The following is a 16,414-nucleotide window of genomic DNA, read 5'->3' on the forward strand; positions in this document are numbered from 1 at the left end:
GTCTTCCACGCGGACGAAGAGCGGGGCGGCCTTGGCGGGCCGTCCCGCTTTTTGTTGAGCTTGAACCCGAGAAGAAACCGCCAGATGCCGCTTTCCGCAGTTGTAACCCCGCTCAGGGTTGTTATTCTTGGTTGAGTTTTGGCTATTTGGTATCCTGGGGGGCGAGTTGAGTACAGTACAGCCGGCTGGCGCAGTCCAGACGTTGGCGACCGGTGACCTTCGTGATGTAGTCCTGAGTCCAAATGGGCAGGTCGCCTATGTATCGAATTCCGAAGGCTGGGTCAGCGGTATCAACGTCTCCACGGGCGATCTGGTTGGACGTTGGAAAGTCGGCGACCAATTGGGCGGAATGGATATTTCGCCTGATGGCCGATATCTGCTGGTCACCGAAGGCAAGATCGAAAATCCAACAGGCGATCAGTGGAGCTTCACGGCGTCGATCAAGGCGCACCGGCTTGATCTGACAACGGGTGAGATCAAGGATTTCGTCGCCACGGCCGAAGGATATGATCGTGGGTTTTACGACGTCGCCTATACGAGCGACGGTAAGGCCGTCTTCACCCAAGACTTTGCGGGCTCCGGGTGGGTTGCCCTGACCACGCTCGACTTCGCGACCGGGAAATTCTCCGAGTCTCAGCAATCGTTCGCGCAAACGGGTGTTCTGTCTCCATCGGCTGACCATTCCATCATTCTATTGGCGCCGCAGAATATCTCCGATGCTCCGCTTTTTATCTACAATTCAGGTAAAGGTATAACGGCTTCTCATCAGAATTATCAGGATAATGTTTCTGGTTACAATAGTGGAATACAGGCGATTTCACCTAGTGGCGGGATGATAGCTCAGTATATTGGTCAGATTCATATCTATGATTCAAATCTAAAATACCTGACCAATGTCACAAATATTCATACTGACCTTCCTGGATCGGTCTATGGTCTCGATTTCAGCAACGATGGAAAATATCTCTACGTTCTGGATGGCTCCAAGGATCGTGTTCTTGAGTTATCGACTTCAGATTGGGCGATAACCCGATCCATTTCTCTAGGTGTCGACGTTCGAAGTGCGACCTATGGGAATGCTGGCGCCTATGGTGATCGGTTGAGCCTTTCCGCCGATGGGTCGCATCTCGTGATCCTCGCGGACGGAGCGGTCGTTTCGGTCAATCTCGCGAGCATCATCCCTGATGGGGGAACTGATGGGCCGGACGTGCTCCAAGGCGGCGCTTCGGACGACAAGCTTGATGGCTTGGGTGGCAACGATCGCCTTGATGGCGGAGCCGGCGCCGATACGCTTTTGGGTGGGGAAGGCAATGACACGCTGGTGGGCGGCGAGGGGCACGACGTCCTGGACGGCCAAGGCGGCGCGAGCGACTGGGCAGAGTATCTTTCTGCGACCTCGAGCGTCATCGTCGATCTCACCTCGACCTCCAGCCAAGCTGCGGGCGGCGGTGGTTCAGACCGACTTTCCAATATCGAGAATGTGCGAGGCTCGGCTTTCGCCGATAAGTTGACCGGCGACGCCCGGTCCAACATCCTTGACGGCAGCGCCGGCGCGGACACCCTGTCTGGCGGGGCGGGGGGCGACACGCTTCTAGCCGGGATGGACAATGATCTTCTGCTTGGGCAGGGAGGCGATGACTCCCTTGATGGCGGCGCTGGTTTCGACATCGCGTCCTACGAGGGCGCAGTCAGCGCCGTGACAGTCGATCTGGCACTTAAGACCGTTCAGAACGTGCGCGGCGATGGCTTCGACACTCTGATTAATATCGAAGGATTGAAGGGCTCTCAGTTCAACGACACGCTGAAAGGCGACATCCAAGCCAATTCGCTCATCGGCGGCGCCGGAGCGGATTTCATCGATGGCGGTGATGGCAACGACACATTGCTGGGTGACGCGGGCGATGACATCGTTTGGGGCGGCTTGGGGCAGGACTATGCCATTGGCGGCGTCGGCTTCGACCAGATCAACGGCAATCAGGGCAACGACACCGCCTATGGCGGCGAGGGCGGTGACTGGGTCGTGGGCGGCAAGGACAACGACCTGCTCTACGGCGAGAACGGCGCTGACGTCGTCAACGGCAACCTCGGCAACGACACCTGCTATGGCGGCGCGGACGCCGACTGGGTGCGCGGCGGGCAGGGCGACGATATCCTCGACGGCGGAGCCGGCAATGACTGGCTGTCCGGCGACCGGGGCAATGACACCCTCACCGGCGGCGCAGGTGCCGACACCTTCTATTTCTTCGTCGGGGCGGCTGTCGATCGCGTGACGGACTTCTCCAGCGCATCAGGCGATCGTGTGCTGCTGGACGCGGGCCAAGCCTACACCCTCAGCTATACCGCCGAGGGCGCGGTGGTCAGTCTGGGCGCCGGCGACCAGATAATCCTGATGGGGATCACCCAGGCCACTATTGGCGACTGGCTGCACATCTAGAGGGCGCAGGGCCTCGGGCCTCGGGCCTCGGGCCTCGGGTCTCGGGTCTCGGGTTCCGGCGGCGGCTGCCGACGGGTGAAAAACGGCCGCTGTTCCCGTGACGGGTTCACAGGTGCGGAGGGTAGGCCGCCTGGTACTTTGCCAGCCCTTCGAGCATCCGCGCGCGCCCGGCCTCGTAGACCGCGTACTCCAGGGCGAAGGCTTCTCGATGCGGCTCGCGCCACTCCGGAAAATCGGCCGTGGGGTCGCCAGCCCGGTGCGGGTCGTCGGCGCGGTTGATATGGGTCGATCCCACCGGGGGCGCGTAGCCCAGAGCGGTTGCCAGGGCCCGCACCGAATTGTCGTAGTCCTCCATGATCCCCACCGCGACATAGTCGGTGTCGAAGGTGCTGGCCGGATTGTCGGCAGGAACCGCCCGGTGCAACTGGGCCAGGAACGAGAACGGATCCTCGCCCTTGGCCATGGCCTCGGCCCGGCGGGCGAACCAGTCAGCGAAGGTGGGATTGTCGTCCAGGGCGGGGACGGCCACGCCCATGCGCTGTTGGAAATGCAGGTAGCGCCATTGCGAGACGAACCGCGCGAACGGCTCGCGCAGGAAGGTCACGAACTGGCGCGCTTCCGGATAGTAGTCGAGGGCCCCGATCCCCCGCACCCGGTTGAAGTGACCGTGCACGCAGTGGCCGGGACCAAGGTTGAACCGCTCTGGCGCCTCGCCCTGGTCGCCGCGATAGTGCAGGAACAGGCGGTCGTTCCCGAACCAGTCGACGAGGGTGGATCTCAGGCTGGTGCCCGCCGTCTTGGGGATGTGCAGGGAGACGAGCGGAAGGGTCGGGTCATAGGCGCGCATGGGCGCCTATGGATCAGCCGCAAGGTTTACGGTCAAGATCGCAAGACCATGGTCGTGTCGAGGGACTGAGCCTAACTTGATCCGCTGGACGACTGTCGCGGGGGCGTGGTCCAACTGATCGTATCCAAGCCCGTGTGGAGTTCGTAGATGCCGAAAACCCCCGCCGAAAAGCCCGATGTGCTGATCTCGCACGAGATGCTGCTGCCGCTGCAGCCGTTGCTGGAGGGCGCCTATACGGTGCATCGGCTGTGGGACTATCCCGACCCCCTGGTGTTTCTGGAGGGCCCAGGCCAGTCGGTGCGGGCCATCGTCCATGCGGGCGAGATGGCGCTGGGCAAGGACATGCTGTCGGAGATGCCGAGGTTGGGCCTCATCGCCTGCGTCAGCGTCGGCTATGACGGCGTCGATGTGCCCTGGTGCAAGGCCCACGGGATCTCGGTGACCCACTCCACGGGCCTGAACGCCGGCGATGTGGCCGACCACGCCGTGGGGCTGATGCTGGCGGCCTGGCGCGGCATCGTCGAGGGTGATCGCCGCCTGCGGGCCGGTCGCTGGAGCCATGCCGAGCGCATGGCGCCCCGTCACGGCCTGCGCGGCCGCAAGGTGGGCGTCGTCGGCTTGGGCCATATCGGCGAGGCGGTGGCCCGCCGCGTCGAGGCCTTCGAGATGAAGGTCTCCTGGTGGGCGCCCCGCGCCAAAGAGGCTAGCTGGCCGCGGGCCGAAAGCCTGCTGGCCCTGGCTCGCGACAGCGACGTGCTGGTGGTCTGCGCGCGCCCTGACGCGTCCAACCATCACATGATCAATCAGGCGGTGATCGAGGCGCTGGGGCCGCAGGGTCTGCTGGTCAATGTGGCGCGCGGCTCGCTGGTCGACGAGGACGCCCTGATCGCCGCGCTCAAGGACGGCAGCCTGGGCATGGCGGCCCTGGACGTCTTCGAGCAGGAGCCCACGCCCCCCGCGCGCTGGGCTGACGCGCCCAACACCGTGCTGACGCCGCACACCGCCGGCGCCACGCTCGACAGCATTCCGGCCATGGTCAATCTGACCCTGGCGAACCTGCGCTGCTATTTCAACGGCGAGCCGCTGGCGTCTCCGGTCGAAAGCTAGGTCAGGTCTTGCGGGCGCGGTACGCCTCAAGAGCGGCCTGATAGGAGCCCAGCACCCGGGTCTCCAGGTCGGTGTCGCAGTACTCGACGACCTCGGCGATCCGGCCGTCCCGAAAGCGGAAGACGAAGCAGTATTCGTTGTCGTAGCGCTCTCCGCGCTTGGTCATCACCGCGCCGCGCACCTCGGCCACGACCTGGTCGCCCTCGGCGATCAGGTTGATAGCCCTAGCGGTGTAGGTGTCGGCGAACAGGTTGAAGAGCGGCCCCAGAAGGTCGCGGCGGATGGCCTCCTGTCCCTCGAACCGCAACGACCATTCGGCGTGGCCCGGAAAGCGCCAGACATAGTCGGGATGGACGCTGGCGCTGAACACGCTCTGATCGCCATGCTCCAGGGCCGCATAGATCCGCCGGATGGTTTCCTTGTTTTCGATGGCGCTCATGGGTGTTCTCCTTTGCCCTGAGAGATGCCATCCCCTATGCAATGCGTGAAATGCATTGATGGGATATCGATCATGCGTGATGTGCATGCCTTGCGGGGCAAGCTGGACCTGCTGGTCGCGGCGGATGTCATCTTCGACTGTGCGAACCTGACGCTGGCCGGCGAACGGCTGGGACTGTCGCAACCGGCCGTCAGCCGGCTGCTGGGACGTCTGCGGGTGGCCTTCGACGATCCGTTGCTGGTGCGGGTCGGGGCGCGCATGCAGCTGACGCCCCGGGCGGAACAGCTGCGCGCGCCGCTGGCGGATATGCTGCGATCGGCCGAGGCGCTGTATGCTCGCCCACGGTTTGATCCCGCGACGGCCGACCGGGTTTTCCGCGTTGTGATCCCCGACGTTGTCGCCGCCGTCATCCTGCCCGACCTGCTGGCCCGTATAGCGCGGGAGGCTCCGGCGTGCCGGCTTGAACTGCTGCCCTGGCGTCGCGAGGCCGAGCAGCCCCGCGATCTGGATTTCGTGATCACCACCGAGGTCGACGCCTTTCCCGGGTTCCGGATGCGGCCGCTGTTCCAGGACCTGGACGTCCTGGCCTTCGCCGGTTCGCGGGCCCCGGCCGGGGATCCGCTGCTGCTGGAGCACGTGGCGGTGATCGCCGTGGGAGCGACGCGGGATCCCGTCGATCGCTGGCTGGACGAGAGCGGGCGCCATCGCCGCATTGGCCTGGTCGTGCCGCACTATCTGCTGGCCCTGCAACTGGTGGCGCGCGGCGGCCTGGTCGCCGTTCTGCCCTCACGCATGGTGGCCGCCCTGGGGCCCGCGCTGGGCGTGGGCAGCGCGCCGCTCGACATTCCGCAGGCGCCGGATCAGCAATGGCTGATGCATCCGTCCCGCCTGGACGCCGACCCGGCCGCATTGTGGCTGCGCAGCCTGGTTCAGGACGTGGTCGGCCTCTGATCAGGACCGGGGAAACGGCGCGGCGAACGGTTCAGGCTCCAGGCGCAGGCCGTTCACCAGCAGGCTGACCGTGCGATAGAAGCCGGCCAGCATCATCAGCTCGATGCGGGCTGGCTCGTCGAACGCGTCGGACAGTCGCGCCCACAGGTCATCGTCGATGTCGGCCCGGGCGTTCACCGCGTCGCAGAAGCCGATCAGCAGCGCCTCATGCGGCGACCAGCAGTCGGCGATCCCCGGCGCGGCGGTGGCGGCCAGGCGCGTTTCGTCCAGACCGGCGGCGCGCGCGAAAATCGCCGCGTGCACGCCCCACTCATAGCCCGCGCCGTTGAGGGCGCAGATGCGGTGGATGACGATCTCGCGGTCGGTCAGGCTCAGATGGCCCGGATCCAGCAGGCCGCCGCCGGTGAAACGCGAGAACAGGCGCTCGTCCCGCGCCAGGGTTCTGAAGAGCGACAGCGGCTGATCGCCGGGCGTCTTCAGGTGCTCGAGCGTCTTCTGGATCGCGGCGGAATAGGGCGGCCGGGCGGGCGCGATGCGGGCGGACATGGCGGTCTCCTTCTGCTACAAAAACTGTATCATGCCAAAGTCGCCAATTGCTACAGAATTTGAAGCGCCCTTGCCGGGCAAGCCGGTGCGAGGCTCGACCACGGGCCGTCCGGTCATGGCGGCGCTGGATCTGGTGGGCCGGCGCGGCGCCCTGCGGATCGTCTGGGAGTTGCGCGAGGGCGCTGTCCTGACCTTTCGAGCGCTGCAGGCGGCGGCCGAGCTGCCGCCGGGCACGCTCAATGCCCGCCTGGCCGAGCTGCGGGCCGCCGACGTCGTGTCGGCCGAGGCCGGCTATCGTCTGACGCCGCGCGGAGCCGCGCTGATCGAGGCGCTTGCGCCGCTGATGACTTGGTCGCAGGCTTGGGCCGACGATCTGGCGACGGGGGACTGATCATGGCCAAGGTGCTGGGTCTGGGCGGGATATTCTTCAAGGCGGCCGATCCGGTCGCGGTGCGCGACTGGTATGCGCGGGTGCTGGGCTTCGAGGTCCATGACTGGGGCGGGGTGGTTTTCGATCACCCGAAAGTCGGCCAGGCCAACTGGTCGCCGTTCGCGGCCGACACCCAGTACTTCGAGCCGTCGCAGGCGGCCTTCATGATCAATTTCATCGTCGATGACCTGGACGGCCTGCTGGCCAGGGCCGCGGCAGAGGGCGTTGAACCCACCGGCCGGCAGGACGAGGAGATGGGTCGTTTTGCCTGGATTCTGGACCCGGCCGGGGTCAAGATCGAGCTCTGGGAGCCCGCCAGGGCCGCTCCCGAGGCATAAAATCAGCTTGCCAAATCGGACATAAAGATATCTTTATGTCCTCATGAAGCTGTCGGCTGAACAGGTTGTTGAAGTGCTGCGCGCGGCGGGGGAATCCACCCGTCTGCGGCTGCTCGCCCTGCTGGCCGGCGAGGAGCTTTCGGTGCTGGAGCTGTGCCAGATCCTGGACCAGAGCCAGCCGCGCGTCTCGCGCCATCTCAAGCTGCTGGCCGAGGCGGAGCTTGTGGAGCGATTCCCCGACGGGGCCTGGGTGTTCTATCGCCTGGCCGGCAAGTCGCTGGGCCGGCATCTGGTCCGCCAGGCGCTGGATCTGATCGACCCCGCCGATCCGGCCGTCCACGCCGACGCCGAGAAACTGGCCAAGGTGCGGGCCGAGCGCTCGACCGGCGCCCAGGCCTATTTCGCCCGCAACGCCGCGCGCTGGAACGAGATCCGCTCGCTGTATGTCGACGAAGCCGAGGTCGAGGCGGCGATCCTGCGGGCGACGGGCGAGGGGCCTTTCGACGAGATGGTCGACCTGGGCGCGGGCGCCGGCCGCATGCTGACCCTGCTGGGCCAGCGAGCCGGGGCGGCCCTGGGCTTGGACCTGTCGCAGCAGATGCTGAACATCGCCCGCGACGAGGTGGCCAAGGCGGGGCTGGCGCGATGCGAGCTGCGTCATGGCGATATCTTCGCCACAGGTCTGCCGGGCGGCTGCGCCGATCTGGTGACCGTGCACCAGGTGCTGCACTATCTGGGCGATCCGGCCGCCGCCGTCGCCGAGGCCGCGCGGCTGGTGGCCCATGGCGGCCTGCTGCTGATCGCCGACTTCGCGCCGCACGACCACGAGTTCCTGCGCGAGGCTCACCAGCACCGGCGCCTGGGCTTCGAGGACGCCGAGATCATCCCCTGGCTGGAGGCCGCCGGCCTGCGCCTGGAAAACAACATCGCCCTGCCGCCGTCCTCGGCCCAGGGGCTGACCGTCAAGATCTGGACGGCCCGCCGTCCGGCCGAACGGTCCGCGCAAAGGAGCGCCGCATGACCCTTCCTCCCACGCGCCGCGTGCTCGGTCCCGTGGCCCGCGCCGGAGAGCGCGGCCAGAGCCAGGCTGGAGGGCGCGCCCGCGTCTCGTTCGAGTTCTTCCCGCCCAAGACCCCGGCGATGGAGGAAAGCCTGTGGCAGGCCATCACCCGCCTGGCCCCTCTGGATCCGGCCTTCGTCTCGGTGACCTATGGAGCCGGCGGCTCGACGCGCGAGCGCACGCACCGCACGGTCAAGCGCATCCTCGAAGAAACCAGCCTGAAGCCCGCCGCCCACCTGACCTGCGTCGGCGCCAGCCGCGACGAGGTCGACGAGGTGATCCGCGAATACTGGGAGACGGGCGTTCGCCACATCGTGTCGCTGCGCGGCGATCCTCCGCCGACCGAGGGCGGTATCGGCGGGATCTATGTCCCGCGCGAGGACGGCTACGCCAACGCCACCGAACTGACCAAGGCCGTGCGCGGCATCGCGCCGTTCGAGGTGCTGGTCGGTGTCTATCCCGAGAAGCATCCCGAGAGCCCGTCGATCGAGCACGACATCGACGTGCTCAAGCAAAAGGTCGACGCCGGCGCGACGCTGGCGATCAGCCAGTTCTTCTTCGATATCGACGCCTTCCTGCGGTTCAACGACAAGGTTCGCGCCGCCGGGATCACCATCCCGATCGTGCCCGGGATCATGCCGGTGACCAATTTCAATGGCCTCAAGAAGATGTCCCAGGCCTGCCAGACGGCGGTGCCGACCTGGCTGGCCAACCTGTTCGAAGGGCTCGACAATGACGCCGAGACGCGTCGCCTGATCGCCTGCTCGGTGGCCGCCGAGATGTGCGCCAAGCTGCAGGAGCAGGGGTTCGAGGACTTCCACTTCTACACCCTCAACCGCGCCGATCTGGTCTATGCGATCTGTCGGGTGCTGGGCGTACGGGAACCGGAAACAACATCGACGGAGGTCGCGGCATGAAGACCCTGGCTTTGATCCTTTGCGGCGTCGTGTCCCTGGGCGCGGCCACGGCCGCGCAAGCCGACGTCGTTGCGCCGCCCGGCTGGACCGCGCCCAACAAGCCTTATCGGGTGGTCGGCAATATCTATTACGTCGGCTCGGAAACCCTGTCGGCCTGGCTGATCACCTCGTCGGCGGGCCATGTCCTGCTGGACCCGGGCATGTCAGCGGAAGGCGCCAAGCTGGTAGAGCGCAACATCGTCTCGCTGGGCTTCAAGCTGGCCGACGTGAAGATCCTGATCAACACCCACGCCCATTTCGACCATGCGGGCGGCCTGGCCCAGGTCAAGGCCGACACCGGCGCCAAGGTCTGGGCCTCGCGCCTGGACGAGCCCGCGCTCGAGCAGGGCCGGCACTTCGGCGACAACGACAACGGCCTGACGCCCTTTCCGGCGGTCAAGGTCGACAAGGCCTTCGGCGATGGCCAGAAGCTGAAGCTGGGTGAGACCACCCTGGTCGCCCATCTGACGCCCGGACACACCGTCGGCTGCACCTCCTGGACCACGACGGTGACCGAGAAGGCGCGACCGCTGAACGTGACCTTCACCTGCTCGCTGTCGGTGGCCGGCAATGTGCTGGTCGGCAACAAGACCCACAGGAGCATCGTCGCCGACTATCGCTCGACCTTCGCCAAGCTGCGGACGATCCCCACGGACGTGATGTTGCCCGCGCACGAAGAGCAGGGCGACCTGCTGGCCAAGCGCCAGAAGATGCTGCGCGGCGACAACAACGCCTTCATCGATCCGACCGAGCTGGGCCGCTTTGTCGCCGCCTCGGAAGCCGCGTTCAACAAGGAGCTGGCGCGCCAGCAGGGAGCGGGCAAGTGACCGACCTCACGACCCGTGCGGGGCGCATCGCCGCCCTGAAGGCCGCCGCCAAAGAGCGCGTGCTGATCCTCGACGGCTCCTGGGGCGTGATGTTCCAGAAGAAAAAGCTGTCGGAGGCCGACTACCGCGCCGAGCGCTTCGCCGACTACGACGGCCAGATGAAGGGCAATAACGACGTCCTTTGCCTGACGCGGCCCGACCTGGTGGCCGAGCTGCACGACGCCTATTTCGCGGCCGGCGCCGACATCTCCGAGACCAACACCTTTTCCGGCACCACCATCGCCCAGGCCGACTATCGCCTTGGTGAGAAGGACGTTTGGGACATCAATTTCGAAGGCGCGCGCATCGGTCGCTCGGTGGCCGACCGCTGGCTGGCCGAGCATCCCGAAAAGCCGCGCTTCATCGCCGGCTCGATCGGGCCGCTGAACGTGATGCTGTCGATGTCGTCGGACGTGAACGATCCCGGCGCGCGCAAGGTGACCTTCGACCAGGTCTATGAAGCCTATCGCCAGCAGGTCTCGGCCCTCTACGAAGGCGGCGTCGACCTGTTTCTGATCGAGACCATCACCGACACCCTCAACTGCAAGGCCGCGATTAAGGCGATCCTGGACCTGCGCGACGAGGGCCATGAAGAGCTGCCGATCTGGATCAGCGGCACCATCACCGACCGCTCTGGCCGCACCCTGTCGGGCCAGACGGCCGAGGCGTTCTGGAACTCGATCAAGCACTGCAAGCCGTTCGCCGTCGGCTTCAACTGCGCCCTGGGCGCCGACCTGATGCGTCCGCACATCGCCGAGATGGCTCGCATCGCCGACACCCTGGTGGCCGCCTATCCCAATGCCGGCCTGCCCAACGCCATGGGCGAGTATGACGAGGAGCCGCACCAGACCGGCCACGCCCTGCACGAATGGGCGTCCGATGGTCTCGTGAACATCCTGGGCGGCTGCTGCGGCACCACGCCGGACCACATCCGCCACGTGGCCGAAGCCGTCGCCGGCGTCACTCCGCGTCAGATCCCCGAGCGTCCCCGGGCCATGCGCCTGGCGGGCCTCGAACCCTTCGAACTGGTGGGTTGAAGATGACCGCCTGGGCTCCCGGACCCTTCGACAACGAAGAGGCCGCCGACTTCATCGAGGATCTCACCGAGGCGCCGGACTGGCGCATGGTGGTGGCGCTGATGGAGCACGCCGCCGGCGTCACCGGCTATCTGGAAGAGGCTGAGGCCGAGCTGGCCGTGGCCGCCGCCGCGGTGGTCGCCTCGTGCATTGGCGCGGGATCAGTGCTGCCCGACAGTCATGCCGACCTGAAGGCCACTATGGGCAAGCCGCCTGAAGGCGCCGCCAATCTCGCCCGCCGGGCTCTGGCCCGCGTGGTGGGGCCGGCTTCCGAACTCGATGAAACCTGGCAGGAGGGCGAGGACCACGATGCGTGGCTCACCCAGATCGCCGGCCTGCAATCCCTGTTGAACGGCCAATCATGAGACCCGTCTTCGTCAATATCGGTGAGCGCACCAACGTCACCGGCTCGGCCAAGTTCAAGAAGCTGGTCGTCGAGGGTAACTACGGCGAAGCCCTGTCAGTCGCCCGCCAGCAGGTTGAGGCCGGCGCCCAGGTCATCGACGTCAACATGGACGAGGGCCTGCTCGACTCCAAGCAGGCCATGGTCACCTACTTGAACCTGATGGCGGCCGAGCCCGACATCGCCCGGGTGCCGGTGATGATCGACAGCTCCAAATGGGAGGTGATCGAGGCGGGCCTGAAGTGCGTGCAGGGCAAGGCCATCGTCAACTCGATCTCCATGAAGGAGGGCGAGGCCAAGTTCATCGAGCAGGCCAAGCTGTGCCTGCGCTACGGCGCGGCCGTGGTGGTCATGGCCTTCGATGAGGTCGGTCAGGCCGACACCGCCGCCCGCAAGATCGAGATCTGCGAGAAGGCCTATCGCATCCTGGTCGACAAGGTGGGCTTCCCGCCGGAAGACATCATCTTCGACCCCAACATCTTCGCCGTGGCGACCGGGATCGAGGAGCACGACAACTACGCCGTCGACTTCATCGAGGGCGCGCGCGAGATCAAGAAGCGCTGCCCCTATGCTCGCATCTCGGGCGGGGTGTCGAACGTCTCGTTCAGCTTCCGCGGCAACGAGCCTGTGCGGCGAGCGATCCACTCGGTGTTCCTGTATCACGCCATCGCGGCGGGCATGGACATGGGCATCGTCAACGCCGGCGATCTGCCGGTCTATGACACCCTGGATCCCGAACTGCGCGAGGCCGTCGAGGACGTGATCCTCAACCGCCCGCAGCGGACCAATGTCTCCAACACCGAGCGTCTGGTCGATCTGGCCCCGCGCTACAAGGGTGACAAGAGCCAGGTCCAGACGGCCAATCTGGAATGGCGCAAGGGCAGCGTGGGCGAGCGCATCACCCACGCCCTGGTCAACGGCATCACCGAGTTCATCAACGAGGACACCGAAGAAGCCCGCTTGTCGGTCGAGCGGCCGCTGCACGTCATCGAGGGCCATCTGATGGACGGCATGAACGTGGTCGGCGACCTGTTCGGCTCGGGCAAGATGTTCCTGCCGCAGGTCGTCAAATCGGCCCGCGTCATGAAGCAGGCCGTGGCCTGGCTGGAGCCGTTCATGGAGGCCGAAAAGGCCGGCAAGCCGCGCGAGCAGGCCGGCCGTATCCTGATGGCCACGGTCAAGGGCGACGTCCACGACATCGGCAAGAACATCGTCGGCGTGGTCCTGCAGTGTAACAATTACGAGGTCATCGACCTGGGCGTCATGGTCCCGGCCGACCGCATCCTGGACGAGGCGCGCAAGCACAAGGTCGACATGATTGGCCTGTCGGGCCTGATCACCCCGTCGCTGGACGAGATGGTGTTCGTGGCGTCGGAGATGGAGCGCCAGGGCTTCACCATCCCGCTGCTGATCGGCGGCGCCACCACCAGCCGCACCCACACGGCGGTCAAGATCGAACCGGCCTATCACAAGGGCTCGACCACCTATGTGCTGGACGCCAGCCGGGCCGTGGGCGTGGTCTCGGGCCTGCTATCGGCCAGCGAACGCGACCGCCTGCAGGCCGAGACCCGGGCCGAATATATCCGCATCCGTGAGCAATATGCCCGGGGCCAGACGGCTAGGGCGCGCACCAGCCTGGCCGAGGCCCGCCAGAAGAAGTTCGTCATCGACTGGGAGGGCTATACGCCGCCCAAGCCCGCCTTCATCGGCACGCGCACCTTCGAGCCGACGCTGGCGGAACTCGTCCCCTTCATCGACTGGTCGCCGTTCTTCGCCAGCTGGGAGCTGATCGGCCGCTTCCCGCAGATCCTGGAGGACGACGTGGTCGGCGAGGCCGCCACCGAGCTCTATCGCGAAGCCCGCGAGATGCTCGACAAGATCGTCGCCGAGAAATGGTTCGGGGCCAAGGGCGTGATCGGCTTCTGGCCGGCCCAGGCCCAGGGCGACGACATCGTGCTCTATACCGACGACACCCGCACCGCCGAACTGTCGCGCCTGCACACCCTGCGCCAGCAGATGGACAAGGGGGCGGGGAAGACCAACGCCGCGCTGTCGGACTTCGTGGCCCCGATCGGGCAGGGGGCGGACTATGTCGGCGGCTTCGCCGTCACCGCCGGCCATGGCGAGGACGAGATCGTCAAGCGCTTCAAGGACGCCGGCGACGACTACAGCGCCATCATGGCCAGCGCCCTGGCCGACCGCCTGGCCGAAGCCTTCGCCGAGTGGCTGCACTACAAGGCCCGCGTCGAGCTGTGGGGCTACGCCCCCGACGAGTCCGCCGACGCCGACGTGATGATCGCCGAGAAGTACCAGGGCATCCGCCCGGCCCCCGGCTATCCGGCCCAGCCCGACCACACCGAAAAGGGCACGCTGTTCACCCTGCTGGATGCGACCGAGCAGACCGGCATGATCCTGACCGAAAGCTACGCCATGAGCCCCGGCGCAGCCGTCAGTGGCCTCTATTTCAGCCATCCCAAGAGCCACTATTTCGGCGTCGGCAAGGTGGATCTGGACCAGGTCGAGGACTATGCCCGCCGCAAGGGCTGGGACCTGGCCAAGGCCGAGAAATGGCTGGCGCCGATCCTGAACTATGACCCCGGCGCGAAGGCGCGCGCCGGCTTTCCCGCAGGGGGAGAAACTTTTGCAGCCACTCTCCGTAAAGATTGACCCTCGATTTAAATCTCGCAAGAGTTGCCATGCTTGCGACAGTTGCGAGCGGGGGCTTCGGGGGATTTCATGGATGGCGCTCAATCGCCCGTGACGGGCGAAACGTTGACGTTTGGCCACACGATCAAGCCGGGGTCGTTCATCGGCCTGAGCCTGAAAAACGGCCTGCTCAATATCATCACCCTGACGCTCTACCGGTTCTGGGGGAAGACAGAGGTGCGCCGCCGGGTCTGGTCCCACATCACCCTGAACAACGAGCCTTTTGAATATACCGGCAAGGGTGGGGAGCTGTTTCGCGGCTTCCTGATCGCGCTGCTGGTGCTGGGCGTGCCCTATCTAGCGCTGATCCTGGCGATCCAGTTCGTCAGCCCGATGTTCACCCTGCTGATGCTGCCGCTCTATATCGCGATCATCTTGCTGATCGGCGTGGCGATCTTCATGACCTATCGCTACATGGCCAGCCGCACGGTCTGGCGCGGCGTGCGGTTCCAGCTGCATGGTTCGGCCTCCAAGTTCGGCTGGTCCTATCTCGGCTACACCCTGCTCACCATGATCACCCTGGGTTGGTACGCACCGGCCATGTCGATGCGCATCGCCGAGAAGTTGTGGGGCGGTATGTCTTACGGCGACCAGAAGCTGCGCTTGGAGCGCTCGCGCGACGAGGGCCTGTACGGGCCGTTCGCGATCGCCTGGGTGGCGGGGATCGTCGGCTATGGGGTGCTTATCGCAGCCATCGTGCCGGGTATGTTGGCGTCGATGCAGGCCGGGACAGAACCAGGCGTGGCGCGGTTCCTGCTGATCTATGGCTATGCGTTTATCTATGCGCTGTTCCTCGTGGTGGCCTCGGCGGCCTATCACGCGGCCCTGATGCGGACCATCGCGCGCTCGATACGGCTGGGCGACGCGCGTTTCACCTTGAACGTGAAGGCGGGCGCGCTGATCGGCCTGACCCTGACCAACCTTCTGCTGACGATCTTCTCCCTGGGGTTCCTGACGCCCGTCGTGGTGGCGCGGACCACCAGGTTCCTGATTTCGCGGCTGTCCAGCACGGGCGAGGCGCCTCTAGCCGAGGCGCTGCAGGCCGAGCGCGGGCCGAAGACGGGCGAAGGCCTGGCCGACGCCTTCGACGTCTCGCCGTTCTGACGTGGAAGGTCTGCTCTACGACGGTGTCACGTCCCGCCCGTGGCAGGCCGAGATCGTGCTGGAGGCCGGCCAGGTCACCGCTCGGGCGGTGGACGACCCTGACGTCGGGATCGACTGGCCACTGGAGGAAGTGCGGGAGGCCGCTCATGCCGCCGGCCGCTATCGCTTGACGCGCGGCGACGACGACGCTCGGCTGATCGTCGAGATCCACGCCTGGCGGGCCCTGTCCGGGCGCTCGGCGACCGCGATCGTGCGGCGCGGGCGCGGCGCCGAGTGGGCCTTGATCGCCGGCCTGATCGGAGCGGGCACCATCCTGGCGGCGGTGGTTTTCGTCGGCGTGCCGCGCGCGGCACGCCCGCTGGCCGCCTGGACCCCGCCCGCGCTGGAGGCCCGGTTTGGCGCCAACATGGAAGCCCAACTGAAAGTCGCGTTCCGGCCCTGCAAGGGCGACCCGCGAGGGTCGGCGATCCTGTCCGAGCTGGGGGACCGTCTGTCGGAAGGCTCAGCCTCAACGTTCGACATCCGGGTGCAAGCGGTGCGAGCGCCGTTCGTCAACGCCTTCGCCCTGCCGGGCGGCGCGATCCTGGTCACTGACGACCTGATCGCCCAGGCGCGCACGCCCGACGAACTCGCGGCGGTGGTCGCCCACGAGATCGCTCACGTCGAGCGGCGTCACGCCATGCAGGCGGCCTGGCGGTCGATGGGGGCAGGACTGTTGCTGGACGCCGTGGTCGGCGGCGGCACCGGCGCCGGTCAGCAGGCCGTGCTCTTGGCCGGCGGCTTCGCCGATCAGCGCTTCAGTCGCGATCTTGAGACCGAGGCCGATGCGCGGGCCATCCAGATGCTGGGCGCCCAGGACATCTCGACCCGGGGCATGGCGGACTTCTTCGGCCGGATGGCAAATCGCAAGGACGATCCCCGCCTGCGTCGCGCCGCCGAATGGTTCGCGACCCACCCGGACACGGGCGAGCGCGCCCGCCGCGCGGCGGCGGCAGCCACGCCCGGAACCCCGGCCCTGTCGGAGGCCGATTGGCGAGTTCTTAAGGCCGCTTGCCAGGCGGCTCGGCGCTAGGGCTGGGGTCTAGGTAGGGCCCGGGGTCTGGGCGAAGCCGTCGCCTGCCTGACCCTAAACCCGTCATTCCCCCGCCCAG

At 66.3% G+C, this 16,414-nt stretch carries 15 protein-coding genes and 2 pseudogenes; 13 read left to right on the forward strand and 4 right to left on the reverse strand.

Annotated elements, in window-relative coordinates; genetic code table 11:
• Positions 1-127 precede the first annotated feature (127 nt).
• A complete protein-coding gene (locus tag ACW17V_RS05735) occupies positions 128-2,434 on the forward strand; it encodes a hypothetical protein (protein WP_492107900.1) in 2,307 nt (768 codons plus the stop codon).
• Between the two features lie 106 nt (positions 2,435-2,540).
• Here ACW17V_RS05735 and ACW17V_RS05740 read toward each other — a convergent pair whose 3' ends face one another.
• A complete protein-coding gene (locus ACW17V_RS05740) occupies positions 2,541-3,281 on the reverse strand; it encodes a sulfotransferase family 2 domain-containing protein (protein ID WP_492107901.1) in 741 nt (246 codons plus the stop codon).
• Positions 3,282-3,428: 147 nt separating this feature from the next.
• Here ACW17V_RS05740 and ACW17V_RS05745 point away from each other — a divergent pair, with 147 nt between their 5' ends.
• Entirely contained in the window at positions 3,429-4,388 is a 960-nt protein-coding gene (locus tag ACW17V_RS05745; RefSeq protein ID WP_492107902.1) for a 2-hydroxyacid dehydrogenase, read from the forward strand.
• 1 nt (position 4,389) lies between these two features.
• Here the strand turns inward: ACW17V_RS05745 and ACW17V_RS05750 are convergent, their stop codons facing one another.
• Positions 4,390-4,827 carry a nuclear transport factor 2 family protein gene (locus ACW17V_RS05750; RefSeq protein ID WP_492107903.1) on the reverse strand — a complete coding sequence of 146 codons (438 nt, stop codon included), beginning with the start codon at positions 4,825-4,827 and terminating at the stop codon, positions 4,390-4,392.
• A 72-nt stretch (positions 4,828-4,899) separates the two neighbouring features.
• Between ACW17V_RS05750 and ACW17V_RS05755 the strand changes: the two genes are divergently transcribed.
• Complete coding sequence (locus ACW17V_RS05755) at positions 4,900-5,778, forward strand: LysR family transcriptional regulator (protein WP_492107904.1); 879 nt, start codon at positions 4,900-4,902, stop codon at positions 5,776-5,778.
• Here ACW17V_RS05755 and ACW17V_RS05760 read toward each other — a convergent pair.
• Together ACW17V_RS05760 and ACW17V_RS05765 are read right to left on the reverse strand one after the other, a co-directional pair.
• Positions 5,779-6,011: pseudogene (locus ACW17V_RS05760) on the reverse strand (carboxymuconolactone decarboxylase family protein); the annotation flags it as partial.
• A gap of 31 nt (positions 6,012-6,042) precedes the next feature.
• Positions 6,043-6,324 (reverse strand): annotated as a pseudogene (locus ACW17V_RS05765) (carboxymuconolactone decarboxylase family protein); the annotation flags it as partial.
• A gap of 31 nt (positions 6,325-6,355) precedes the next feature.
• Between ACW17V_RS05765 and ACW17V_RS05770 the strand changes: the two are divergent.
• The 10 genes from ACW17V_RS05770 to ACW17V_RS05815 all read left to right on the forward strand — a co-directional run bounded on the left by ACW17V_RS05770 (position 6,356) and on the right by ACW17V_RS05815 (position 16,335).
• Positions 6,356-6,715: a winged helix-turn-helix transcriptional regulator gene (locus ACW17V_RS05770; protein ID WP_492107905.1), complete on the forward strand. Its 360-nt coding sequence runs from the start codon at positions 6,356-6,358 to the stop codon at positions 6,713-6,715.
• Between the two features lie 2 nt (positions 6,716-6,717).
• Positions 6,718-7,092, forward strand: a complete 375-nt coding sequence (locus ACW17V_RS05775) for a VOC family protein (protein WP_492107906.1) — start codon at positions 6,718-6,720, stop codon at positions 7,090-7,092.
• Positions 7,093-7,135: 43 nt separating this feature from the next.
• On the forward strand, positions 7,136-8,113 hold the full coding sequence (locus tag ACW17V_RS05780; protein WP_492107907.1) for a metalloregulator ArsR/SmtB family transcription factor: 978 nt from the start codon (positions 7,136-7,138) through the stop codon (positions 8,111-8,113).
• Entirely contained in the window at positions 8,110-9,069 is a 960-nt protein-coding gene (metF, locus tag ACW17V_RS05785; protein ID WP_492107908.1) for a methylenetetrahydrofolate reductase [NAD(P)H], read from the forward strand. The genes ACW17V_RS05780 and metF overlap by 4 nt, the downstream gene beginning before the upstream one ends.
• A complete protein-coding gene (gene blaCAU, locus ACW17V_RS05790) occupies positions 9,066-9,935 on the forward strand; it encodes a CAU/MBL1b family subclass B3 metallo-beta-lactamase (RefSeq protein ID WP_492107909.1) in 870 nt (289 codons plus the stop codon). The genes metF and blaCAU overlap by 4 nt, the downstream gene beginning before the upstream one ends.
• On the forward strand, positions 9,932-11,011 hold the full coding sequence (locus tag ACW17V_RS05795) for a homocysteine S-methyltransferase family protein (protein WP_492107910.1): 1,080 nt from the start codon (positions 9,932-9,934) through the stop codon (positions 11,009-11,011). The genes blaCAU and ACW17V_RS05795 overlap by 4 nt, the downstream gene beginning before the upstream one ends.
• 2 nt (positions 11,012-11,013) lie before the next feature.
• Positions 11,014-11,415 (forward strand): DUF4259 domain-containing protein, encoded by a 402-nt coding sequence (locus ACW17V_RS05800; RefSeq protein WP_492107911.1) that lies wholly within the window; start codon positions 11,014-11,016, stop codon positions 11,413-11,415.
• Positions 11,412-14,120 (forward strand): methionine synthase, encoded by a 2,709-nt coding sequence (gene metH, locus ACW17V_RS05805; protein ID WP_492107912.1) that lies wholly within the window; start codon positions 11,412-11,414, stop codon positions 14,118-14,120. Before ACW17V_RS05800 ends, metH begins: the two co-directional genes overlap by 4 nt.
• Before the next feature lie 69 nt (positions 14,121-14,189).
• Positions 14,190-15,263, forward strand: coding sequence for a YjgN family protein (locus ACW17V_RS05810; RefSeq protein WP_492107913.1), 1,074 nt, complete (start codon positions 14,190-14,192; stop codon positions 15,261-15,263).
• Position 15,264: 1 nt separating this feature from the next.
• Positions 15,265-16,335 carry a M48 family metallopeptidase gene (locus tag ACW17V_RS05815; RefSeq protein WP_492107914.1) on the forward strand — a complete coding sequence of 357 codons (1,071 nt, stop codon included), beginning with the start codon at positions 15,265-15,267 and terminating at the stop codon, positions 16,333-16,335.
• The last annotated feature ends 79 nt before the right edge of the window (positions 16,336-16,414 follow it).

This window comes from Caulobacter sp. FV2ye17ST (genome assembly GCF_058680955.1).